The following is a 22,582-nucleotide window of genomic DNA, read 5'->3' as shown; positions in this document are numbered from 1 at the left end:
TATGCAGGGGCAAGATAATTTACTGGAAAATCCGGATTATTATCAGAATAGAGAACTGTCGTGGCTGGATTTTAATGCCCGTGTGGTAGAAGAAGCAGACGACCCGACCAATCCGCTGCTGGAACAGCTGAAGTTCCTGGCGATCGGCAGTTCAAATTTAGATGAGTTCTATAAAGTTCGTGTGGCGGGTCTGCAGGATCAGCTGAAAATGGGGGTAAGTGAACCCGATACAAAGAAACAGTGGACACCAAAAAAACAGCTGCAGGAAATAACCATCAAGAATCAGGAGCAGGTCAGACGTCAGTATGCCCTTTTTGAAAAGAAGAAAAAGGAGCTTGAAAACTATTCCATTTCCTTCACGACGGTCGATGAATTGTCCGACGATGACAGGGAGCGGGCAAAAGGCCTCTTTAAATATGAGATCGCCCCGGCTATCACACCCTACGGCATCGATGCCTATCGTCCCTTTCCGCATTTAACAGACGGGGTGCTGCATCTATTCGTTCGCCTAGAAAAATCCGGCAAGCCTTTCATTGCCATCGTTCCTGTCCCCCAGCGGCTGAACCGCCTCTTTTCTCTCAAGAAAGACGGGGAGATCCTGCTGCTGTTTTCTGAAGACATGATCTATTCCTTTCTTTCAGATTTATTCAAGGGATATAAAGTGACGTATTCCTTTACGTTCCGTATCACACGGAATGCCGATCTGGAGATACAGGAAGAAGGGGCGGAGGATCTGCTGTCCGTTATCGAAGACTATCTCGAAAAACGGAAAAACGGTATGGCGGTCAGACTGGAAGTCGATAACCGCAGGACCAGCCAGTCTGTTGAAAAGGACATCACGTATTTAAAGAAGGAATTATCCATCAAACAGCGGGATATCTATTACCTGGACGGCCCGATCGATTTGACCTGTCTGCATGAAGCGGTGGATATACTGAAAGATACCGGACTGAACTTATCTTTTGAGACGTTCGATCCTTCTTATCCAAAAATCTTTGAAAAGCAGTCGATCTACGATTTGACGGCCGATCAGGATCTGTTCTTCCATCATCCGTTTGATTCCTTTCAGCCGATCATTCAGTTTATTGAGCAGGCCGTTGCGGATGACCGCACCGTTGCCATCAAGCAGACCTTGTATCGCGTCAGCCAGGATTCTCCTTTAGTACAGGCATTAGAACGCGCAGCGAAAAAAGGCATTCAGGTCACGGTACTGGTCGAACTGAAAGCCCGGTTCGATGAGGCGAATAATGTCCACTGGGCGAGAAAGCTTGAAGAAGCGGGTGCCCATATCCTTTATGGGGTCAAAGGACTTAAAACGCACAGTAAAGCGACTCTGGTCATAAAAAAAGAAACGCGTGGTTTCAGACGATATGCTCATCTGGGCACGGGCAATTACAATGAACAGACAGCCAGACTGTATACAGACATGGGGCTCATCACAGCAGATAAAGAAATCACTCAGGATGTGTTTGACTTTTTCAATTATCTGAGTGGCTATAATGAACAGCCGCCTTATCACTATCTGCATGTCTCGCCTTTTGATATCCGTGATGCATTCATCGAAAATATAGAAAAAGAGATCACTCTCCACAGACGCTATGGTAATGGTCACATTATTGCTAAAATGAATTCTCTGACAGATAAGATGATGCTGCTGAAACTGTATGAAGCCAGTCAGGCCGGCGTGAAGATCGAGCTGATCGTGCGCGGCATCTGCTGTCTGATCCCAGGCATCCAAGGCGTCAGCGAAAACATTACTGTCCGCAGCGTGATCGGTCGATTCCTGGAACACAGCCGTGTGTATTATTTCTATCATAATGGAGAAGAAAATCTCTATCTTTCTTCTGCCGATATGATGACCAGGAATATGATCAAACGGGTAGAAATCGCCTTCCCCGTATTGGATGAAAAATGGAAACGACACATTATTTCTATTCTTAAAATGTATTTATATGACAATGTCAAAGCTTGGAATCTGAACGCTGACGGGCTTTATGAAAAAACAAAACCCGGCAACAGAACACCTATCCATGCACAAAAAGAATTGATGCATCTGGAAAACACATTGAATACATCAAAGAAACGCAATGTATTGCATCGGATCCGCTCATTCATCACTCAAAGAAGCTGATAAAAAGGCAGACATCCTGCTCATTTTTCATGACAGTCCGTTAAACATTCACGGCTTGAAAAATGAGGGTCTCTGCCTTTTTTTGATCTAAATCATTGGAAATCTGCTATACTGAACAAAAAGGAGGTGCTCAAATGGCTACGACTATTCAGGATATCGCTAAGCATGCAGGTGTTTCATCCGCGACCGTTTCCCGCGTCATCAATACGAGCGGCTATGTGGGCAGTGAAACACGCAGGAAGGTGGAAAATGCCATAAGGGAGCTTAATTATGCGCCCAACAAGCATGCTCAGCTGCTGCGGACCGGCGAGACAAAAAACTTTGGCATCGTCAGTACCCAGTTCAATGAAACGGCTGTGCCCCGCATCAATTCCTTTATCGCTGCGGCTCACTCCGCCGGCTACACCACAACTTTGTTTATTACGAACGGTGACCAGAGGCGCGAGCGTGAGGCCTTTGATTTACTCCGGGCAAAAGAACTGGACGGTATTTTCCTGATCTACCGGGCCAACGATTGGGAAGTGCTGGAAAAATATCTGGAGGACGGTCCCATCGTCACCTTACATAATGTGGATACCCCTGGCATCCCCAGTGTGTTCATCGACCATTACGAAGGGAACCAGCTGGCTCTGTCCTATGCCTGGGATACCGGCTGTCGACGAATACTGAATGTGTACGGCACACCGACCGGTCTGAATACGACCCGTCGGATCGAAGCGTACCTTGACTTTTGTGCATCCAAGGACGTTGAATCCTATCCTTCCGACCCCTTTCTCCGCATCTTTTCGGCAGACGACGTCGAACATGTCGTGGACTGGATCGAAGGACAGTCACCCAGGCCCGATGCTGTCATTGCCCATTCTGATAACATCGCCGCGCTCCTTGTCTCACGACTTCAAAAAAGAGGATTCAATATCCCCGAAGATCTCTCGATTATCGGTTTTGACAATCTGTTTGTCAGCGAAGTCATGGATATGACCACTGTAGACTACGGCATCGAGGAACAAGGCAGAAACGCCTGCCGCTCCCTTTTAAAACAGCTCGGTAAAGCATCCGAGGGATTAACGCCCCTCACCTTCCGCCTGATCAAGCGCGGCACGACGAAAGACAGCTGAGACAACAAGGACGACCATTCTGATTTTACTAGAATGGTCGTCCTTTTTTGTCACGTTAACGTTTTTATCCGTTTATCCAGGAGCTTGCGGGCCCGCTTCTGATTCAGCTGCTGTTTGTACAAGCCTTTTCGAGGAGAAAAGACAAGGACCAGCAAGGTGGTGAAGCCAGTCACTACAGCGATCATACCTGCGATCGTCGTATCAAAAAAGAAGGCCAGCTGGACACCGCTGACGCTGTTGACGACAGCTATCAAAACAGTGATACTGATCATTTTCTTTAAAGAATGGGTGAGCAGGTAGCCGGATAATGCCGGTCCTACCATGAAGCCGACAATAAGGATGGACCCTACTGAATCATAGGCCCCAACGGCTGTGAGCGACACCAGCGTCATGAGTGCATAGTGGATGATCATGGGGGTGAAGCCAAGAGCCGCAGCAAAAGCCGGATCGAACGTCGTGATCTTCAATTCCTTGTAGAAAAAGAAGATGAACAGAGCATTCATGACGAGTATCACCGACATCACCCACAGAGACTGGGGGCCCATATCAAGGCCGAATACATCCACGCGTCTAAAAGGAGCAAAGGCCAGATCGCCCATCAAAACAGCATCTTCATCGAGATGAACATCTCCTGCATAGAGCGTGATCAGAATGATCGCGATGCTGAAGAAAAGCGGAAAGACGATACCGATCGCCGCATCTGTGGACACAAGGGCTGAGCGCTGTATCGTTTCGATCAGCCAGACGGTCGCGACCCCCACTAACGTCGCCCCGATCATCAAGAGGGGCGAATTCAGATCCTGAGTAATGAAGAAGGCTAAGACGATACCCAAAAGCACGGTATGAGTGATGGCGTCAGACACCATCGTCACACCTCTGAGCACCAGGAATACGCCGGGCAGTGCACAGGCTACGGCAACGACCACAGCGATCAAGGTGATTTCTGTAATCATGCTCATGACTGTCCCTCCTTCAACTCATTCAATCGGGTTAAAAAGTGTTTCTGTTTTTCCCGTTTTCTTATCCGTCTGGCGATCAAGCCCTGTTTAGGTGCGAATAAAAGACTGGCGAAAACAAAAAGACTGACGACGACAACAATGACTGGACCGGTCGGGATGTTATCACCCATTGAACTGACGAGTGTACCGATCACGCCGGAAAAGAAACCCGTCAGTCCTGCCAGGATCACCACTCTACTCAAACGGTGGCTCCATTGCCGGGCAGCGATGGACGGCCCGATCAGCAGCGCACTGATCAGGATAACACCCACAGATTCCAGTCCGATGATGATCGTCAAAACGATCATCATCGATAAAATAAATTCAATGACTTTGCTTGAAAAACCCAGCGTCCGACTGAACATCGGATCAAAGGTATAACATTTGAATTCCTTCCAGAACAAGACCACCAGCGTTAATAGGATCACACCGACACCAGCGATCAGCTGCACATCTCTTTGAAGCATTGCGCTGGCCTGACCAAAGATGAAACTTTGCAGACCAGCCTGCTGCGCGTTCGGATTATTCTGAATGGCCGTCAGGACCACAAGTCCCAGTCCGAAAAAACTGGACAGGACAAGAGACAACGCACTGTCCAGCTTGACCAGTGTTTTCCTGGTAATGAGCTGAATAAGTGCCGTCGCGATCAGTCCCGAAACGATGGCGCCTATCATCAGAAACAGCAGCTCTTTCCGCTGGATCATGACAAAAGCCAGACCGATCCCGGGCAAAGCAGCATGACTCAAGGCATCGCCCAGCAGGCTCTCTTTGCGTAAGGTCGCGTAAGTCCCGATCACCCCGCTGAGAAGGCCGATGATTCCTGTACCCAAAGCCACGAGCTGAAAGGTGTAGTCAGATAAAATCGTAAACAATTCAATCAGCATCCTATTCACCTTCTCCTAAGTTACGGTCACGGTGATAGGTCTTTTTGACCGTCTGTTTATCGAAGGTTTCATCTACCGGTCCGGCAGCGATCACTTCCTGATTGATAAAGACGATGTCATCGAAATATTCCTCGACAGTCTGGAGGTCATGGTGGACCACCAGGACGGTTTTTCCTTCCGCAACTAACTGCTTGAGCAGTTTCATTATGATATGTTCCGTTTTCATGTCGACACCGGCCAGAGGCTCGTCCATGATATAGACATCTGCCTCCTGTGCAAGAGCACGTGCCAGAAAGACCCGCTGGCGCTGCCCGCCGGATAGCTGACTGATCTGTCGGGAGGCAAACGAAGGCAGACCTACTTTCAACAGCATCTGTCTGGCTATTTCTCTGTCTTTATTTTTAGGCCTTTTGAACCAGCCCAAGTGTCCGTACCGTCCCATCAAGACGACGTCACGGACGGTCGTAGGAAAATTCCAGTCGACCGAAGTGTTTTGCGGGACATAAGCGATCCGGTTTTTCAGCTCTTTATAAGAAACAGCTTTCTGATCAACGTCCTGATACACGACTTCTCCCGTCACAGGTTCGACTAGTCCGAGCATCGCTTTGATCATGGTTGATTTACCGGCACCGTTTGGACCCACGATCGCTGTCATCTTCCCTTTTTTAAAGGCCAGTGAAATATTCCATAATACCGGCTGTGCTTCATAAGCTACGGTCAGTTTATCGATTTGTATTGCACTCTCTTTTTTCATGGTCACTCTTCTTTCACCATCATATTATGGCTATTCTGCTTTAGTCAATCCATCGACTATCGTATCGATATTTGCTTTGAACATCGCAGTATAGCTATCCGTATTATCTTCTGGACTGCCTAAGGCATCCGAATATAATGCTCCCGCATTTTGAAGCTCATGTTCACGACTGGCTGTCGCTTCGATCAATGCCTCGATACTTCTTGGCGAAACAGAACTCTCCACAAAGACAGCTCGAATGTCTCTGTCAACAATAAAATCAGCCATCTGACTGATATCCCCGGTTCCCGCTTCTGTTTTCGTATTCAACCCCTGCAGTCCGACAACTTTAAAATTGAATTCTTCCCCAAAATACTGAAAAGCGTCGTGAGCAGTGACCAGATATCTTGATGATTCAGGCACTTCGGCCACTCGTTCTTCAATATAGGCACTCAGTTCTTCCAGTTCCTTTATATATGCTTCTGCATTTTCCTGATAATGCTCTGCATGTTCCGGATCATGACTGCTCAGTTCCTCTGCGACATACTGAGCGACCTGTTTCCATCTTGATACACTGAACCAGATATGAGGATCCACTGCCCGCGCGTCCCCTTCTTCCGTCTCATGGAGAACACTGCTGTCTGTTATACCGTCAGCTGCCTTCAGCGTGAGCACATCCCGTTCGCCGAGATGTTCAAATATCTCAGTGAACCGTGCTTCCAAAGACAGGCCATTATAGATAACGACCTCAGCTTCGCCCATAGCGATGATATCTGATGTTGACGGCTGATAGTAATGCGGATCCACTCCAGGCCCCATCAGCCCAGTTACAGCAACGTGTTCTCCGCCGATCGTTTCAGCCAGATCAGTCAGAAACGACGTTGTGGTCACGATCTCAGTTTTACCATTACTGTCCTCTGCGGGCTGGTCTGATCTGCTGCATCCCGCCAAGGAAAACAACCCAGCCACTAGTATAAAAAGCAATCTTTTTTTCATTTGTACCCCTCTTTATCTGAGTCTTTGATGCTTCAAATCAATGCTGTAAGATTGTGGTTTTCAGGTTACTTACTGAACGTTTTTAGGATATCCTAAAAATATATTTAAGTCAACCAAATTTATTCTTTTTTATCTTTTTGACAATGACTCGACAACTATGGTAAAACTTAATAAGATAGATAATAAAAGGATGGACTGACATGACACCAAATAAAGAAAATTTTATAAAAGCCATTTACGAGCTGGGCGGAGATCACTCTGTCATCTCAAACAAAAAACTTGTAAACAACTTATCCATCTCTGCCGCTTCTGTTACGGAGATGAATGCCCGCCTGCTGAAAGAAAAACTGATCAGTCATGTGCCTTATCGCGGTGTTAAACTGACTTCTTCAGGCATACGCATTGCTCATCAGCTTAAACGCAAGCACCGTATTTGGGAAGTCTTTCTATTCGAAAAACTGGGATATGACTGGAATGAAGTACACGCGGATGCCGATCTGCTGGAACATGTTTCGTCCGACCTCCTGATCGAACGGTTGAATGACTTCCTGGACGAGCCTAAATTTGATCCCCACGGGGGCGTCATTCCCAATAAGGATGGGTCACTTCCTGAGACTTCAACATTTCCCCTGACAGATGTCGGCACAGGTAAACCTTTTAAAATCAAAGAAGTCGACGATGATAAAGAATTCCTTAACTATCTGCTCGAGAAAGATATCCAGTTAGGTGACCGTTATACGCTGACTGATGTTGAGCCTTTCGACGGACCTATCACTCTTGAAACACCTGAAGGCAGACAAATCACCATTGGTCATAAAGCCGCATTCAAGATCCTGGTGGACTATGTCACTGAATAGATACACTGCGTTCCGTAGAATAGCTCGCTGCGTTCCAGTAAAAATAGATACGAAAGCAGGAAACAGCAATGTCGCGTAACTTTTTCAAATTGAAATGGATCGACATATTGAGTCTCATCGGCCTTTGTTTGTCTCTGACTCTCATACTATTTGCCTGGCAGGGCGGCGTGTTCGAATCTCGCCAGCAGTTCGTTGACTATATCCATCAGTTTGGTAACTACTCCATCTTCATATTCATCCTGCTTCAGATCCTGCAGCTCTTCCTGCCATTTCTGCCGTCGGCTATAACGGTCACTGCCGGAGTGATTCTATACGGCCCTGTCGTCGGCAACATCTACAACTATGTCGGCATCAGTACCGGCTCCATCCTTGCTTTTCTCGTTGTCAGACGTTATGGCGAACCCGCTTTACATAAGCTCGTAAGCGAAAAGCGCATCAGGAAGTATCAGGATAAACTGAAGAACAGAAAAGCTTTCGAACGTTTCTTTACGACTGTTGTGTTTACACCGCTTGCACCGGATAATGTGGTCTGTTATCTGGCCGGCTTGTCGGATATGTCTGTAAAAAAAGTAGTCACTGTGATTTTATTGGGCAAACCACTGTCCATTGTAATCTATAGTCTGGGATGGACGACCTTTCTGGACCTGATTGGCATACTTTAAACATAAACACATAAGCTGCACGTTAACCTGGATGTCCCCATATATAAAGGGATGCTTCAGGCTGACGGGCAGCTTCTATTTTTTTCTTCTGATGAGCGAAGCATGGTATACTGGATTCACAGACTCACAGAAAGGATAATGATCATGACACCTGAACATCCCATTGAAGAACGCATCCCGTACCTTGAAGATCATGAATATACCGGAGATGATCTGGGCATCACCTATTCTCCGGATCGTACACTCTTTAAAGTCTGGTCGCCTCTAGCTCAGCATGTCTATGTCAATGTATACGAAACAGCCGATTCGTCAGCGTCTCTATATAAGCGTGAAATGACACTACAAAACAATTGCTGGACCCTGTCAATCAACGAAGATCTTAAGGGGTTCTATTATACCTACAGCTTCATTCATAATGAGGCCGAAGTAGAAGCCGCCGATATTTACTCAAAAGCAGTTGGTTTGAACGGTGACCGCTCGGCCGTCATCGATTTCAGTGAAACGGATCCCAATAACTGGTCAGCGGATGCCTATCACGGTGTCTCTAGAATCACCGATGCCATAATCTGGGAAGTGCATATTGAAGACTTCTCCAGTGATCAAGAGGCAGCCTTCTCTCCTCAAAACAGAGGGAAATATTCAGCCTTTACAGAAGAAGGTGTGACAGTAAACGGCGACCCGGATCAGCCGGCAGGTTTATCCTACCTGAAAGAACTGGGCGTCAACTATATCCATCTACTCCCTGCCTTTGACTTTGAAAATGACGAGACCTCCCCGGCCTACAACTGGGGATACGACCCAAAAAACTACATGGTTCCGGAAGGTAAGTATTCGTCAGATCCAAGTGATCCTAAATCACGCATCAAAGAGTTCAAGGATATGGTCAGTCACTTGCACAAACAGGATATCGGCGTGATTCTGGATGTCGTCTTTAATCACACCTATACAACAGACGATGCCTGGTTCCAGTTGACGGTCCCGGATTATTACTATCGTCAGGACCATGACGGCAACTTCACTAACGGCTCCGGCTGCGGCAACGAAACAGCCAGTGAACGCAGAATGATGCGCAAATATATTATCGACACCGTCCTCTACTGGGCAGATGAATACCATATCGACGGCTTCCGTTTTGACCTGATGGGCCTGCATGACGTGGATACGATGAACTTGCTCCGTCAGACTCTCGATGAAAATGGACATGCTGATGTCCTTCTGTACGGTGAACCGTGGAATGCCGGAAGTGTGGCTATCTACGAACCCAATAAACCGGCTGACAAGTTTCATGTCAATGATCTAGCTGACGGTATCGCCCTTTTCAATGATGAATACAGAGATGCGATCAAAGGTCCTGTCTTCGATGAGCGGACCGGTGGCTTCCTGCAGGGCGCAAACGGTTTCGAACACAGCGCTTATGCTACCGGTGATCTGGTAGCCAGCATCCTCGCCAATACACAAACAGATGTCGGTCGGTTCAGACTGCCTGAAGAGAAACAGTGGGCACGAACCCCGGCTCAGGTCATTACTTATGCTTCTGCTCACGACAACCTGACCCTGTTCGATAAACTGATGAAATCCCTTCAAGATGAACCGGACTATACCCGGGATGAAACAGTCATCCAGCTAAACAAAATCAATGCAGCGCTATTGTTCACCTCTTTAGGCGGCATCTTCATGCAGGCAGGCGAAGAGTTTGGCCGGACGAAGCTTGGTGATGAGAACAGTTTCCGCTCGTCCATTTCGATCAACCAGCTTCATTGGGCTCATGCTAATGAAAACAAAGATCTCCTGGAGTACTATAAAGGTATGATCGATATAAGAAAAGCGTATGCGCCACTCCGCGATCCTTCAAATAAAACGGGAGAAGCCGTCACTTTTTCACAACTGAATGAAAACATGCTAGCTTATACCATCCCAAATACATTGAACGAAGGGGATTGGACAATGATGGCTGTCGTCGTCAACACAACTCTCCACCCTGAAGAAGTCGAACTCAAAAGCAGTTATCCGCTTCCGAGTGAATGGACCATAGTGGCAAACCGGCACTCGGCTGGTCTGTCTTCTCTTGGTATCATCAAAGGACACCGAGTGATCATCAATCCGAGAGAGGTTTTGATACTGAAAGCCTGATCCAATGATAAAGAAATCGGCTGTTTGACTGGTCAGCTGAATAGCCGCAGAAAGGATGCTTCATGGATATCAAACAAATGCATTACTTTATTTCTATTGTCGAAACCGACTTTAACATGTCGCAGGCTTCAAAAATCCTGCATGTGTCTCAACCGGCTTTGAGCCAGACCATTGCTGGGCTTGAAAAAAATGAGAACCTTACCTTATTTGAACGGGCACATGGCAGGCTGCAGACACTGACGCCTGCCGGTGAAGTCCTGTACCAGTACGCCAAAGAGATCGTTGAAAAATATGATGCCATGATCGAGGATCTGCAGCAAGAATCGGCACATTTAAGAGGGAGTATCAAGATCGGCATTCCGCCTGTGGTTATTTCAGTGGTTTTCCCGGAAATCTTACCTAAACTGATATCCTCTAATCCCGAGATACGATTTGAGATCAAAGAGGCTGGGGCCGTTGAATTGAAAAAAGATCTTCTCCTCCAGGAACTCCCAATCGTGGTGTTACTTCGCCCCACCGGACTGGATTTGGGGACGGTCGAAGAAGTTGTGATCAGAAAGGATACGCTGTCAGCTTTCATGTGCAAGGAAAATCCCTTAGCCGGGAAAGAAAAACTGGAGTGGAAGGATCTGCATAATCAGCCTATGGCTATATTTGATTCCACCTATATGATCCATCATCAGCTGATGAACAAGTTTTCCAGTCTACAAGTGAAGCCGCAATTGTATCTGCAGTCCGCTTCCTGGGATCTGCTGCTGAATGTGACACGTAATTCCAATCTGATTACTGTACTGCCTACTCCAGTCGATTATTATTATTTTTCCCCGGATGTGATCCGGAAAGAATTTGAAAGCCCAATTTACTGGGAAGTGGTGCTGTGCCGCAGAAAGCAGAAACGGTATTCCCGAGTCGAAGATTATGTATTCAATTATATGAGAGATTACTATAAAGCGTAGCAGTGCAGAACTGAAGTGATCATTAAAGATGGATAGGACAGCCGTCCTATCCTTACCTTTTGCTTTTATTTATAGAGAAGATAAGTTGCGTGACCTTCCCTGCTTCTTTTGATGGCTGAAGGGCACGCGTGAAACAGTTGCGTGACCTTCGCTGCTTCTATTGATGGCTGAAGGGCACGCGCGAGGCATTTGCGTGACTTTTGCTGCTTCTTCTGATGGCTGGAGGGCACGCAACAGCCATAATATAGAAAAAACGAGCGGACTGTGGGAAATCACAGTTCGCTCGTTTTGCTATATTTATTTTATAAGACTAATTCTTAATATAAGCCTAATGAAGCTAAGATGATTGCAACGATAACAGAAGCAACCGGGATGATGATGGCTACAACAGCAATATCCATGTAACTGTCTTTGTGTGTTAAACCAGTGATCGTAAGCAGCGTCAATACCGCACCATTATGTGGCAGAACATCCAGACCACCGGATGAGATCGAAGCGACTCTATGGAATGCTTCAGGAGAAATCCCTGACGTTTGTGACAAGTCATAATATTGTTCACCAAGAGCGGCTAAAGCGATACCCATACCACCGGAAGCTGAACCTGTTGCACCGGCTAGTAAGTTAATTGCGACTGACAGTGAAACAAGCGGATTTCCTGGGATAGACATCAAAGCTGATGTCAATACAGCGAATCCTGGAACAGCTTGTACTGTTGTACCGAAACCGACCGCAGCCGATGTATTTAAGATAGCAGTAACAGAGCCTTTGGCCCCGCCATTGATAGAACTCGTTACGCCGATGTGTCTGATTCTTGGAAGGCTCAAAAGTAAAATAAGAATGATACCAGCCATCAGTGAGACGATAATGTTCCATTCCAGCAAGTTCAGTGTGATCAATACAGAAAGAAGCGGAATTAATGATAAGAACACGTTTGGTGCTTCATCTGTTACTTCGACGACTGTGTTATCTTTTGGTTCATCAAACAGTTCCCCTTTATTTACTAACTGGTTCTGTCTCCATACCAGGTATAAGTAGCCGCCGATAGCCATAACTAACGCTGCAGCAATACCCATGATAGGTGCGGCAGTTGGTGAAGTGAAGAAGTATGGAATCGGGATCAAGTTCTGAATCTGAGGCGTTCCAGGTAGTGCTGTCATCGTAAAGGTAAAAGCACCCAAAGCAATCGTTGCAGGAATGAGACGTCTTGGCAGATTTGCTTCTCTAAATAAAGATAATGCCAATGGATAAACTGCAAATACTACTACGAACAAGCTGATCCCGCCATAAGTCAGGACAGCCGCAGACAAGAACACACCTAAAATCGCACGTTTTTCACCTAAAACTTTTGAGAGAGTCAACGCGACTGATCGCGCCATTCCTGTGTCTTCCATCAATTTACCGAAGATGGAACTAAGCATGAACACGGGGAACCATGTCTGCAGGAACCCGACGAGCCCGGTCATATAAACCCCAGTATATGCTTCCAGTAAATTCAGACCGCCTGTCCATGCAACGAACCCGGCAGCAAGTGGTGCGACCCAGATGATGGAATAGCCGAGGTAAGCCAGCCCCATCAATATAATTAACCCGATTATAATACCTAATACTTCCACTTTTTGTCACTCCTTTTATCTGATGAACTTCCTTTTGTTACTATAGGCATTCCCTTACCTATTAAACCTTTTATGCTAACAAGGAAACGGCGGTAGAAATATTCTTTTTATTTCTACCGTTTCCTTATCTTATTCAAGAATTACTGTACGGTGTAGCCGCCGTCAAGAACAGACGCCTGTCCTGTGATCCCTTTTGCTTCATCACTTGCGAGGAAGATGGCCAGGTTAGCGATTTCTGATACGTCAAGCAGACGCTTCTGAGGTACCAGCGGATAAATGACGTCTTCCAGAACACTTTCCAAAGGAACATTACGTGTTTCAGCTAAGTCGCTCAGCTGTCCGCGAACAAGCGGTGTATCCACGTAGCCTGGGCAGATCGCATTAGCGGTGATGCCGTGTTCTGCTGCTTCAAGCGCTGTTACTTTGGTCAAGCCGATGACACCGTGTTTGGCACTGTTGTAAGCTGATTTGCCGGCGAAACCGATCAGGCCGTTGATCGAAGCCATGTTCAGGATACGCCCGAATTTCTGTTTCTTCATGATCGGCATAACGTGCTTGGTCGCCATGAATGGTGCAGTCAGCATGACTTTGATCATAAACTCGAATTTTGCTGTAGGGAAGTCTTCAAGCGGTGAAACATGCTGCAGTCCAGCGTTGTTAAGCAGGACATCTAGACGACCGTACTTTTCAACTGTCTTGTCAAAGGCATTCTTGATATCGTCTTCATTTGTCACATCCACTTTGATGCCCATACAGTCTTTGCCCTCGTCCTGAAGGCCCTTGACTACTTCGTTCAGTTTTTCTTCGTTTACGTCAGTGAAAACGACTTTTGCGCCTTTTTCAAGGAATTCTAGTCCGATCGCATGTCCGATCCCGCTTGCTGCACCTGTAATGAAAACAACTTTTCCTTCTACCATGATTAATTCCTCCATTTATAGTTTTTATCTTTTATTAAATTTCCATTTTTCTTAAATCTTTATCCACGTAAAGTTTGGCTCCGGTTGCTTCCTGAACTTCTTCGACTGTAAATTCAGGATTGATCTCTGTAAGTATTAAGCCTTCAGTCGTTACCTTGATCACGCCCATTTCAGTGATGATCCGGTCGACAGCACCTTTTGCAGTAAGTGGAAGATCGCATTCCTCCAGTATTTTGTGATTGCCTTTAGCCGTATGCGCCATGGCAACGATGACCTTTTTCGCTCCGTTCAAGAGGTCCATTGCCCCGCCCATACCAGGAACCAGTTTTCCAGGGATCATATAGTTGGCGATATTTCCTTTTTCATCCACCTGCAAGGCACCCAGAACTGTCAAGTCCACGTGTCCCCCGCGGATGATGCCGAAAGACGTTGATGAGTCAAAGAATGCCCCGCCCGGTTTGATCGAAACAGGTATGCCGCCTGCATTGACGATATTGGGATCCAGATTTTCTTCCGTCGGTGTGGGCCCAAGTCCGACAAAGCCGTTTTCAGACTGGAACATGATTTCGATATCATCCGGTACATAGTTCGCTACCTTTGTCGGGAGACCGATACCTAAGTTGACGACTTGGCCATGCTCCAGTTCTTTCGCGACACGTTTGGCAATAAATTCCTGCATTTCAAGTTTATCCATTGATAGCACCTCCATCTACAACATGATTGACAAAGACCCCTGGGGTGTGAACAAAGTTCGGATCGATCTCGCCATTTTCTACCACTTCGTCCGCTTCAACGATCGTAACTTCAGCAGCAGCCGTCATCACATGGTTGAAGTTGTTTGTGGATCCTTTGTAGACCAGATTCCCGTTGCGGTCTGCTTTAGCAGCATGGATGAGTGCGAAATCTGCTTTCAATGGTTTTTCTAGCAGGTATTCTTCACCATCGACCTTAATCCTTGGCTTGCCGTCTTCAACGAGCGTACCTAAGCCGGTCTTTGTCAGGATCCCCCCTAAACCATAGCCGCCTGCACGAATGCGTTCGACCAGAGTCCCTTGAGGAACGAGTTCGACCTCTGTCTCACCTTCATTCATTTGACGTCCTGTTTCTTTATTCGTTCCGATGTGTGACGCATAGAGTTTCTTGACCAGCTTTTTGGCGATCAGCTTTCCTGAGCCGGTAGTGATCAGCCCTGTGTCTGTGCTGATCAGTATGATATCTTTGACGCCTTTTTCGATAAGGGCATCGATCAGTTTTTCCGGTGCCCCGTTGGCCATGAAGCCGCCGATCATCAGTGTGTCGCCGTCTCTGATGTCTTTGATCGCTTCTTTGATTCCTATAACTTTATCCATTCTTATCCTCCTATCGTTCTACTGTAACAGCAATACCCATACCGCCGCCGATACACAATGTTGCCAGACCTTTTTTAGAATCCCGTTTAAGCATTTCGTGGATCAGCGTGACGAGGATGCGTGCACCGCTTGCGCCGATCGGATGACCTAAAGCAATCGCTCCGCCGTTGACGTTGACGATGTCAGTGTTCAGTTCCAGATCTTTTACGACACTTAATGACTGGGCTGCAAAGGCTTCATTGGCTTCGATCAGGTCCAGGTCTTCGACCGTCAAGCCGGCTTTTTTCAAGACCTTCTGAGTCGCCGGAATCGGTCCGCATCCCATGATCGTCGGGCTCACACCCGCACTTGCATAGGCAGTCAATGTAACGAGCGGCTTCATGCCTAATTCTTCCGCTTTTTCTTTACTCATCAGGATCAGTGCGGCAGCACCATCATTGATCCCTGAAGCATTGCCGGCAGTGACTGAACCGTCTTTCTTGAAGGCCGGACGCATGCTCTGAAGTTTTTCAAACGTCGTACCGAATCTTGGATACTCGTCGGTGTCGACCACGACCGGATCGCCGCGACGCTGAGGCACTTCGACCGGAATGATCTCTTCCTTGAATTTACCGGCTTTGATCGCTTCTTCTGCTCTCTGCTGACTTGTTGCAGCGAATTTGTCCTGTTCTTCACGGGTGAAGCCGTATTGGTCGTTGATGTTTTCTGCAGTGATCCCCATATGGTAATCATTGAAGGCATCCATCAAGCCGTCTTTCAGCATCGTGTCGACAACTTTCATATCACCCATACGTTTGCCCCATCGTGCGTCTTCGATAACGTGTGCGGCATTGCTCATGCTTTCCGTTCCGCCGGCAATAATGACATCGGCATCCCCGGCCATAATTGCCTGGGCAGCAAGGGCCACTGTTTTGAGTCCTGAACCACAGAGCTTGTTGACAGCAAAGGACGGCACTTCTTTAGGAATACCTGAATAAATAGCGACTTGTCTTGCGACGTTCTGTCCCAGACCGGCACTCAGGATGTTTCCGAAAATCAGTTCATCCACATCTTCCGGATTGAGTTTGGCTCGCTCCATTGCCCCTTTGACAACAGCTACACCCAAATCAACGGCTGATACATTTTTGAAAGCTCCACCGTGAGAACCAATAGGTGTACGTGCAGCCTCCACAATAACTACTTCTCTCATTTTCTTCCTCCTATAACTTATTTTAATATTTTATGATAGTTAAATGTTCTACACTGTTTTTCAACATTTGACTAGTAATCGCTTACAAGGTTATATTAACGGCTTTATTTTTAAATGTCTAACTGTTTATTTTTATACCGGGTATAAGTTTTTGTTATATGTAACCGTTTTAATACATGATTAGCAATAGCGTCTTTTTTATGAGGATCACTAGAATACATTGCACGATTTTATTTGTTTCACTGCAAATAAAAATGCCGAAGCATAGGCTTCAGCATTTTTATATCGTTATAAAGGTCTTCATAAGTCCCAGTATTTTTGTACAGGACCTTTGAATTTGGTTACTGGATCGGTAGCCGGCACAAGCGTATCGTAGGCTCTTTTCTGTACAGTGTCATAATTTGACGCCTCACCTCGCTGCATGTCCGGTTCCATCCCGTTCGGATAAGCCCCTACGATCTTAAAGTCATCTGTGGAATCCGTAAGCTTATGAGCCACTCCGGCAGGCAGAAGAATGACATCCCCTTTGCTGAAGGGATATTCATCCTTGTCCGGTCCGCCGAGCTGAACAGTCGATCGGCCGGCTATGCACCCCAGAACTTCATGCGTATTGGAGTGAAAATGATGATAATCATAGATGCCGTTTACCCAGCCGTTACTGTAGCCGTTGTCGCTAAAGAATGCCAGCACAGCTTCAGCCGGATCAGACTTTTCGAGCAGCTCGTCTAACGCGTTAGGATAGTACAAAACCGGCAGCGGATGATTGGGAAACGGCGGGTTTTCTTCGATTCTAATTGCTTTGGCCATACATGCTTCCTCCTTTATTGCTTCTACACTTCTAGTTTGTCACCCTGACAGCGAGACTTCAACTGATAGCCCTTGATCGGATGCTTTATTTGTCTCTATGTGTAAAATAAATGTCGGAAGAGGGAAAATCCGACCTAGACAAAAAGAAAGAAGACCCTTAATCTAGAGATAACGACAACGCTAGAGAAAGAGGTCTTCTTATGAATGAAATTATAACAGAAATCATCGAAACGATAAAGGATTCTTCCACATTATTAGAAGGAGAATTAGCCCTGGAGAGACTTTTACAACAGGTGAATCAACAATTGCTTAACGCAGCCTTTAAACAGATTGATTTAGAACTGCTTCCGAAATATAAAGAGCAGGGATATGAAATTGATAGTGTACCTAAACGTACACTTCACATGACCGTTGGTCCTGTAGAGATTGCAAGACATCGTATGCGAAAAGAAGGCGAAAAAAGTGTCATTCCTTTTGATCAAGCTGTCGGCCTAGAGCCACGTAAACGCCATTCTCCTCTTGTCGAAATGAAAGCAGCTCAAATAGCTTCTGATGGAACTTATCGCAAAGCCGAAGAAGCGATTGATCTGCTTACGCCGTTTTCATTGAGCCATACGACTATACATAAGATGACTCAAAAAATAGGTACAACTATCCAAGAATGGACGGATACGGCCCCTCTTCAAGACGAAACGGCTCAAAAGGACAAGACTAAGACGCCAGTACTGTTTATCGAAGGTGATGGTTTAATGCTCACTAAAGGTAAAGAAAAGAAACGTCCTGAAATTCATCGTGTTCAGTTCCATGAAGGTGTTGAGTATAAAGGCAAACAGAAAAGGCCCGTTTTAATTAATTCGAGAATGTTCGAGAGCACTATATCGAGTTCAGAAGCATTTAAACGCGCAAGTCTATGGCTGGAATCAATCTATGACTTACGGGAAACGATTGTCATCTCTAACAGTGATGGAGGTAGTGGTTACGATAAAGATAAATTCTATCGGATTATCGGAAAATGCCAGCGTCATGAGCATTTTAGAGATGCCTATCATGTCAATGAAAAAATCAAACAACGGATGTATTTTGATAAAAAAATGGAAGAAAAAATGAGGAAAGCTGTGCGTATATACAATCTGGATCTGGTTGAAGCGATTATAGCGACGACTGAGAGTCGTATCAAAGGCAACGATGAAAAAGCAACGGAATATAAAGAAGAACTTTCAAAATTAAAAGCCTACCTATATAGAAATTGGGACAGTCTTAAACCCTTAAAAATGAGAAACCTACCTGTAAACGGAGGACTAGGTGTATGTGAGAGTAATCATCGCCCTTATAGTTATCGCATGAAACGACAAGGCCGAGGGTTTTCAGCTCAAGGTGCTGGAAATGTCGCAGCGATCATTTCTGCACGAAAGAATGGAACGTTTCTCCGAGCGCTAACCGAAAAGATTCCCGAACTATTAACGGAACTCCAACCGGAGTTCAAAGGCGCTGTACGAGCAGCTTTGAAGAAAAGCAAGACAAAACCATCAATCGGTGTAAAAATTGGGAGTATAGCTAATTACAGCTCTTCATCAAGTCCTATAGGACAATTGCAAAAAATGTTTAGTTAAAACCCTCTTTCTCAATCGTATTGGGAGCTCAAAGAGCGATCAAGCAATTGAGAAAGAGAAAAAATAAAAACAGTGTTTCAGATTTCTAGAATAAATTTCCGAGATTAACTTTACACATACTATTTGTCTCAGCTGATTGACTAAATAAAGCACTTTCAGTATTCTTATAGTACACGCACTTCATATAAAAGGAGATTGATCATGGGACTATTTGATTTTTTTAAAAGTAAAAAGGACACAGCAGACACGTCCGCTCAGAATAAGTTACAGGATAACGACCAGCATACGCTTAAACATGAAATGCAGATCACCGAAAAAGACCTGAAAGCAGATGAAGAGACCGTCGACCGCATCGTCGAGAAGATGGTCGAGGAAGATCCCTTCAAAAACTTTTATTCCGGCAAAACTAAAGAGGACATAACTCCTTTATCCAAGCAGACCTATAAGTATGAAAATATTACGACAGTCAATGTTGATTTTGTAAACAAGGACAAGGGAAAAACACTGGTGAAAGTCGAAGGCATCACTCTCGGTTTTCTTCCAGAAGACACGGCTTTGACCCTGCAGTCTTACCAGGACAAGTACCTGCTGACGGCTTTCGTATACGTCACCGGTGGTCCCTATATGGCTTATGACCCCAATACAGAAACAGTCATCGAGGACGAAGGACCATTCGGACTGGATATATTCGTACAGTTTACTTAAAAACAAAAGGAAGCAGGATCTTCATAGTGAAGGTCCTGCTTCCTTTTGTTGATGTATCCTATAGGTATCACTCAAATCGATTTTACGGTGAGCACGCTCAATGAGAGCCGCATTGGCCTTGCTCAAACTGGTTTCTTCGTCAGTACGTCCAATGAAGAGATCATTGGCATCACTCAAGCAGATTCTGCGGTGAGCACGCTCAATGAGAGCCGCATTGGCCTTGCTCAAACTGGTTTCTTCGTCAGTACGTCCAATGAAGAGATCATTGGCATCACTCAAGCAGATTCTGCGGTGAGCACGCCCAATGAGGGGCGCATTGGCCTTGCTCAAAGTGATTTTTCCGTCAGTACGTCCAATGAAGAGATCATTGGCATCACTCAAGCAGATTCTGCGGTGAGTACGCTGAATGAAGGCCGCATTGGTCTTGCTCAAAGTGATTTTTCCGTCAGTACGTCCAATGAAGAGATCATTGGCATCACTCAAGCAGATTCTGCGGTGAGCACGCCGAATGAGAGCCACATTGGACTTACTCAAACTGGTTTCTTCGTCAGTACGTCGAATGAAGGGCATATAGGCATCACTCAAATAGATTCTGCGGTGAGCACGCTCAATGAGAGCCGCATTGGCCTTGCTCAAAGTGATTTTTCCGTCAGTACGTTCAATGAACGGGACATTGGCATCACTCAAATATATTCTTCGGTGAGTACGCTGAATGAGAGCCGCTTTGGCCTTGCTCAAACTGGTTTCTTCGTGAGTACGTTCAATGAATGGGACAATGGCATCACTCAAATATATTCTGCGGTGAGCACGCTCAATGAGAGCCACATTGGACTTACTCAAACTGGTTTTTTCGTCAGTACGTCGAATGAAGGGCACAAAGGTACCACTTAACACGATTCACTCTTAATTGATGGCTTTTTTCCTGAACAGTGCTGCACCGGCAGCAATAAAGACTACAGTCAAAATCCCCGTCACAGCGAAGCTCTGAATGATTTCCTGGCCCGGTTCCAGACCGGTCAGCCACTGCGCATTGCGTGAATTAAGCTGCAAAGGACTCCACTCCTGTATGACCGGCACAAGTTCACCGAGGAATAAAAGACCGACAAATCCTCCGACAGCGAGCAGTGGGGCGAAAGTCGTTTCCAGTATCACTGCTGACAAAAGCAGTAACGCCATAAGCATCAGACCAAAGATATACATGCTGACTGTAGCCAGCAGCAGCCCCTCCGTGGAACTGTCAGGAAAATAGTAATACGTATAGCCAAGTGTGATCAGGGCGCTCATCCAGTAAAACAGTGTCCAGCTCAGGTAAAGCATAGCCAGTTTAGCTGAATAGATCGAGAGTCGAGGTAATCCTTTGGTCACCATATGAACCAGGGTCCCTTTTTCATACTCTCTGGCCATCAGCGGACTGAAGACGAGGATCATGACCACAAGCCCCATCTGGTTGACATTGGAGAAAAACTGGACCCATGAATCCACATGTGTCGGTTCCTGCAGGATGATCGTAATGTTCTCATCCATCAGACTTTCCAGCAGTTCTGGCAGAAATTTAGCACTTAACGGACTGAGTATCCCGATAATGGCAAAAACGATAAAAAAGATGAATAATTTATAGTTTCGTGTATGTTCGATGAGTTCTTTTTTAAAAAACGCCAGCGTCCCTCTCATTTGATCGCCTCCAGAAAGACTTCTTCCATCGTCGGTTCTATTCTTTCGATTTTCTCCGGAACGATAGCTAATCGGGTAAGGGTCTCCATAATGGAACGTATCGCCTGTCTGCCCTCTGTCGTTTCTCCTTCTACAATGCTGTCTTTTTGGCTAATGTTAGAAAAAAGCGGGTTATCCGCCAATGCCTCTTTGACCTTCTCCGCATCTGCAAGTGTTTCAAGGGTAACACTCCATCGTTTCGAGGAGAGACGGCCTTTCAGTTCACTCAGTGAGCCTTGTGTAACGATTTTCCCCTGGTCTAAAATAGCGACTTCATCACAGACGGCTTCCACATCACTTAGGATATGAGTGGAGAAAACGACCGTCGTTTTTTCCTTCACCCTTTCCAGAACAGAAAGAAGCTGTTTTCGTCCGATCGGATCCAAAGCAGACGTCGGTTCATCACAGATCAGTAGCACAGGATCATTGATGAGGGCCTGAGCGATACCCAGACGCTGCTTCATGCCGCGCGAGTAGTTACTGATGCGTTTTTTGGAGTCTTCAAGCCCTACCATTGCAAGCAGGTCAGTAATTTTCTGATCGCCGTTAGGATATGTAGTCCCACTGACATCCAGGCTCAACTGCATGTATTCCCGTGCCGTCAGAAACGAATAGAACTCCGGCACATCCGGCAGATAACCGACAAAGCGGTTCGTCTTCGTGTCCCCATAGGTCACCGTTTCTCCGTTAACTTTCACTTCTCCGGATTCTGCTCTCAGGAGCCCTAGGACGATATTCATCGTGGTCGTTTTACCGGCGCCGTTTTTTCCGATAAAGCCGAAGACTGACCCTTTTTCGACCGAAAAAGACACATCATCCAGTACAGTCTGTTTTCCAAACGCCTTCTTTAACTGACTGATCTCCAGTACAGCCATCAGTCTTCTTTCCTTCCAAAGATAAGGTATAAAATCGGGCCGATCAGGTTCACAAATATAATGACCAGCGCCCAGACGATTTTATTGTTCCGGTCCAGCCGTTCGTTTTTCACCAAATGCAGTAAAGCCGTGATCATCAATGTGACCTGCAGTATTAAAAGCGGGATAATGATAGGTAAGTAGGCCATGATATCTGGTAGTGCCATAGTATCGTCTCCTTTAACTTTATTATGTTCTAATTTAACCATGAAATCCCTTTTTTTACTAGGGACCAGAGACCGATTTTCGGTTGCGCACAACCTTACTTTTTGTAAGCAAACTAATTGCTTTTCTTTCAGAATTGAG

The 22,582-nt window shown here is 46.0% G+C and carries 22 protein-coding genes; 9 read left to right on the top strand and 13 right to left on the bottom strand.

What is annotated here, in order from left to right:
* Nucleotide 1: 1 nt before the first annotated feature.
* Nucleotides 2-2,131: an RNA degradosome polyphosphate kinase gene (locus AB4027_RS02240; protein ID WP_368645804.1), complete on the top strand. Its 2,130-nt coding sequence runs from the start codon at nt 2-4 to the stop codon at nt 2,129-2,131.
* A gap of 134 nt (nt 2,132-2,265) precedes the next feature.
* Nucleotides 2,266-3,246 (top strand): LacI family DNA-binding transcriptional regulator, encoded by a 981-nt coding sequence (locus AB4027_RS02235; RefSeq protein ID WP_091488520.1) that lies wholly within the window; start codon nt 2,266-2,268, stop codon nt 3,244-3,246.
* Nucleotides 3,247-3,296: 50 nt separating this feature from the next.
* Here the strand turns inward: AB4027_RS02235 and AB4027_RS02230 are convergent, their stop codons facing one another.
* The 4 genes from AB4027_RS02230 to AB4027_RS02215 are packed head-to-tail and all read right to left on the bottom strand — an operon-like array spanning nt 3,297 to nt 6,857.
* A complete protein-coding gene (locus AB4027_RS02230; RefSeq protein ID WP_091488518.1) occupies nt 3,297-4,205 on the bottom strand; it encodes a metal ABC transporter permease in 909 nt (302 codons plus the stop codon).
* Nucleotides 4,202-5,128 (bottom strand): metal ABC transporter permease, encoded by a 927-nt coding sequence (locus AB4027_RS02225; protein WP_368645803.1) that lies wholly within the window; start codon nt 5,126-5,128, stop codon nt 4,202-4,204. Before AB4027_RS02225 ends, AB4027_RS02230 begins: the two co-directional genes overlap by 4 nt.
* Nucleotide 5,129: 1 nt before the next feature.
* The gene (locus AB4027_RS02220) at nt 5,130-5,882 is read right to left on the bottom strand and encodes a metal ABC transporter ATP-binding protein (protein ID WP_368645802.1); all 753 of its coding nucleotides are present in this window, start codon (nt 5,880-5,882) and stop codon (nt 5,130-5,132) included.
* 30 nt (nt 5,883-5,912) lie between these two features.
* The gene (locus AB4027_RS02215; RefSeq protein ID WP_368645801.1) at nt 5,913-6,857 is read right to left on the bottom strand and encodes a metal ABC transporter solute-binding protein, Zn/Mn family; all 945 of its coding nucleotides are present in this window, start codon (nt 6,855-6,857) and stop codon (nt 5,913-5,915) included.
* A gap of 200 nt (nt 6,858-7,057) precedes the next feature.
* On the opposite strand from AB4027_RS02215, the gene AB4027_RS02210 reads away from it, so the two are divergent.
* The 4 genes from AB4027_RS02210 to AB4027_RS02195 all read left to right on the top strand — a co-directional run bounded on the left by AB4027_RS02210 (nt 7,058) and on the right by AB4027_RS02195 (nt 11,462).
* Nucleotides 7,058-7,714 (top strand): metal-dependent transcriptional regulator, encoded by a 657-nt coding sequence (locus AB4027_RS02210; RefSeq protein ID WP_091488511.1) that lies wholly within the window; start codon nt 7,058-7,060, stop codon nt 7,712-7,714.
* Between the two features lie 68 nt (nt 7,715-7,782).
* A complete protein-coding gene (locus tag AB4027_RS02205; protein WP_368645800.1) occupies nt 7,783-8,376 on the top strand; it encodes a TVP38/TMEM64 family protein in 594 nt (197 codons plus the stop codon).
* 144 nt (nt 8,377-8,520) lie between these two features.
* The gene (pulA, locus tag AB4027_RS02200) at nt 8,521-10,506 is read left to right on the top strand and encodes a type I pullulanase (RefSeq protein WP_368645799.1); all 1,986 of its coding nucleotides are present in this window, start codon (nt 8,521-8,523) and stop codon (nt 10,504-10,506) included.
* Between the two features lie 62 nt (nt 10,507-10,568).
* The gene (locus AB4027_RS02195) at nt 10,569-11,462 is read left to right on the top strand and encodes a LysR family transcriptional regulator (protein WP_091488508.1); all 894 of its coding nucleotides are present in this window, start codon (nt 10,569-10,571) and stop codon (nt 11,460-11,462) included.
* A gap of 317 nt (nt 11,463-11,779) precedes the next feature.
* On the opposite strand, the gene AB4027_RS02190 is transcribed toward AB4027_RS02195, so the two are convergent.
* The 6 genes from AB4027_RS02190 to AB4027_RS02165 form a co-directional block, all read right to left on the bottom strand.
* Nucleotides 11,780-13,075: a GntP family permease gene (locus AB4027_RS02190; RefSeq protein WP_368645798.1), complete on the bottom strand. Its 1,296-nt coding sequence runs from the start codon at nt 13,073-13,075 to the stop codon at nt 11,780-11,782.
* 140 nt (nt 13,076-13,215) lie between these two features.
* Nucleotides 13,216-13,992 carry a 3-hydroxybutyrate dehydrogenase gene (locus tag AB4027_RS02185; RefSeq protein ID WP_368645797.1) on the bottom strand — a complete coding sequence of 259 codons (777 nt, stop codon included), beginning with the start codon at nt 13,990-13,992 and terminating at the stop codon, nt 13,216-13,218.
* Nucleotides 13,993-14,026: 34 nt separating this feature from the next.
* On the bottom strand, nt 14,027-14,686 hold the full coding sequence (locus AB4027_RS02180) for a 3-oxoacid CoA-transferase subunit B (protein WP_368645796.1): 660 nt from the start codon (nt 14,684-14,686) through the stop codon (nt 14,027-14,029).
* Entirely contained in the window at nt 14,679-15,341 is a 663-nt protein-coding gene (locus tag AB4027_RS02175; RefSeq protein ID WP_368645795.1) for a CoA transferase subunit A, read from the bottom strand. The genes AB4027_RS02180 and AB4027_RS02175 overlap by 8 nt, the downstream gene beginning before the upstream one ends.
* Before the next feature lie 10 nt (nt 15,342-15,351).
* On the bottom strand, nt 15,352-16,530 hold the full coding sequence (locus AB4027_RS02170) for an acetyl-CoA C-acetyltransferase (RefSeq protein ID WP_368645794.1): 1,179 nt from the start codon (nt 16,528-16,530) through the stop codon (nt 15,352-15,354).
* 300 nt (nt 16,531-16,830) lie between these two features.
* Nucleotides 16,831-17,337 carry a cupin domain-containing protein gene (locus AB4027_RS02165; RefSeq protein WP_368645793.1) on the bottom strand — a complete coding sequence of 169 codons (507 nt, stop codon included), beginning with the start codon at nt 17,335-17,337 and terminating at the stop codon, nt 16,831-16,833.
* Nucleotides 17,338-17,537: 200 nt separating this feature from the next.
* Here AB4027_RS02165 and AB4027_RS02160 point away from each other — a divergent pair, with 200 nt between their 5' ends.
* The 3 genes from AB4027_RS02160 (at nt 17,538) to AB4027_RS02150 (ending at nt 20,543) form a co-directional block, all read left to right on the top strand.
* Nucleotides 17,538-18,947, top strand: a complete 1,410-nt coding sequence (locus AB4027_RS02160) for an ISLre2 family transposase (protein ID WP_368645792.1) — start codon at nt 17,538-17,540, stop codon at nt 18,945-18,947.
* 201 nt (nt 18,948-19,148) lie between these two features.
* Nucleotides 19,149-19,652 carry a hypothetical protein gene (locus AB4027_RS02155; protein ID WP_368645791.1) on the top strand — a complete coding sequence of 168 codons (504 nt, stop codon included), beginning with the start codon at nt 19,149-19,151 and terminating at the stop codon, nt 19,650-19,652.
* A 45-nt stretch (nt 19,653-19,697) separates the two neighbouring features.
* Nucleotides 19,698-20,543: a hypothetical protein gene (locus AB4027_RS02150; RefSeq protein ID WP_368645790.1), complete on the top strand. Its 846-nt coding sequence runs from the start codon at nt 19,698-19,700 to the stop codon at nt 20,541-20,543.
* A 12-nt stretch (nt 20,544-20,555) separates the two neighbouring features.
* Here the strand turns inward: AB4027_RS02150 and AB4027_RS02145 are convergent, their stop codons facing one another.
* From AB4027_RS02145 to AB4027_RS02135, 3 genes are read right to left on the bottom strand one after another with little or no spacing between them, the layout of a single operon-like run.
* The gene (locus AB4027_RS02145) at nt 20,556-21,323 is read right to left on the bottom strand and encodes an ABC transporter permease subunit (RefSeq protein WP_368645789.1); all 768 of its coding nucleotides are present in this window, start codon (nt 21,321-21,323) and stop codon (nt 20,556-20,558) included.
* On the bottom strand, nt 21,320-22,237 hold the full coding sequence (locus tag AB4027_RS02140) for an ATP-binding cassette domain-containing protein (protein ID WP_368645788.1): 918 nt from the start codon (nt 22,235-22,237) through the stop codon (nt 21,320-21,322). Before AB4027_RS02140 ends, AB4027_RS02145 begins: the two co-directional genes overlap by 4 nt.
* A complete protein-coding gene (locus AB4027_RS02135) occupies nt 22,237-22,443 on the bottom strand; it encodes a PLD nuclease N-terminal domain-containing protein (protein WP_218142373.1) in 207 nt (68 codons plus the stop codon). The genes AB4027_RS02140 and AB4027_RS02135 overlap by 1 nt, the downstream gene beginning before the upstream one ends.
* Nucleotides 22,444-22,582 lie beyond the last annotated feature (139 nt).

The sequence above is a fragment of the Alkalibacterium putridalgicola genome, from assembly GCF_040959045.1.
Lineage (GTDB): Bacteria > Bacillota > Bacilli > Lactobacillales > Carnobacteriaceae_A > Alkalibacterium > Alkalibacterium putridalgicola.
This window is presented reverse-complemented; position numbering and strand designations above follow the sequence as displayed.

Excerpts from the sequence above, each read along its gene's own strand:
- AB4027_RS02165 (WP_368645793.1), bottom strand. The coding sequence starts at position 17,337 with ATGGCCAAAGCAATTAGAATCGAAGAAAACCCGCCGTTTCCCAATCAT.
- AB4027_RS02170 (WP_368645794.1), bottom strand. The coding sequence starts at position 16,530 with ATGAGAGAAGTAGTTATTGTGGAGGCTGCACGTACACCTATTGGTTCT.
- AB4027_RS02145 (WP_368645789.1), bottom strand. The coding sequence starts at position 21,323 with ATGAGAGGGACGCTGGCGTTTTTTAAAAAAGAACTCATCGAACATACA.
- AB4027_RS02230 (WP_091488518.1), bottom strand. The coding sequence starts at position 4,205 with ATGAGCATGATTACAGAAATCACCTTGATCGCTGTGGTCGTTGCCGTA.
- AB4027_RS02215 (WP_368645801.1), bottom strand. The coding sequence starts at position 6,857 with ATGAAAAAAAGATTGCTTTTTATACTAGTGGCTGGGTTGTTTTCCTTG.
- AB4027_RS02240 (WP_368645804.1), top strand. The coding sequence starts at position 2 with ATGCAGGGGCAAGATAATTTACTGGAAAATCCGGATTATTATCAGAAT.
- AB4027_RS02235 (WP_091488520.1), top strand. The coding sequence starts at position 2,266 with ATGGCTACGACTATTCAGGATATCGCTAAGCATGCAGGTGTTTCATCC.
- AB4027_RS02205 (WP_368645800.1), top strand. The coding sequence starts at position 7,783 with ATGTCGCGTAACTTTTTCAAATTGAAATGGATCGACATATTGAGTCTC.
- AB4027_RS02220 (WP_368645802.1), bottom strand. The coding sequence starts at position 5,882 with ATGAAAAAAGAGAGTGCAATACAAATCGATAAACTGACCGTAGCTTAT.
- AB4027_RS02135 (WP_218142373.1), bottom strand. The coding sequence starts at position 22,443 with ATGGCACTACCAGATATCATGGCCTACTTACCTATCATTATCCCGCTT.
- AB4027_RS02155 (WP_368645791.1), top strand. The coding sequence starts at position 19,149 with ATGGGACTATTTGATTTTTTTAAAAGTAAAAAGGACACAGCAGACACG.
- AB4027_RS02195 (WP_091488508.1), top strand. The coding sequence starts at position 10,569 with ATGGATATCAAACAAATGCATTACTTTATTTCTATTGTCGAAACCGAC.
- pulA (WP_368645799.1), top strand. The coding sequence starts at position 8,521 with ATGACACCTGAACATCCCATTGAAGAACGCATCCCGTACCTTGAAGAT.
- AB4027_RS02180 (WP_368645796.1), bottom strand. The coding sequence starts at position 14,686 with ATGGATAAACTTGAAATGCAGGAATTTATTGCCAAACGTGTCGCGAAA.
- AB4027_RS02225 (WP_368645803.1), bottom strand. The coding sequence starts at position 5,128 with ATGCTGATTGAATTGTTTACGATTTTATCTGACTACACCTTTCAGCTC.
- AB4027_RS02140 (WP_368645788.1), bottom strand. The coding sequence starts at position 22,237 with ATGGCTGTACTGGAGATCAGTCAGTTAAAGAAGGCGTTTGGAAAACAG.
- AB4027_RS02185 (WP_368645797.1), bottom strand. The coding sequence starts at position 13,992 with ATGGTAGAAGGAAAAGTTGTTTTCATTACAGGTGCAGCAAGCGGGATC.
- AB4027_RS02160 (WP_368645792.1), top strand. The coding sequence starts at position 17,538 with ATGAATGAAATTATAACAGAAATCATCGAAACGATAAAGGATTCTTCC.
- AB4027_RS02210 (WP_091488511.1), top strand. The coding sequence starts at position 7,058 with ATGACACCAAATAAAGAAAATTTTATAAAAGCCATTTACGAGCTGGGC.
- AB4027_RS02175 (WP_368645795.1), bottom strand. The coding sequence starts at position 15,341 with ATGGATAAAGTTATAGGAATCAAAGAAGCGATCAAAGACATCAGAGAC.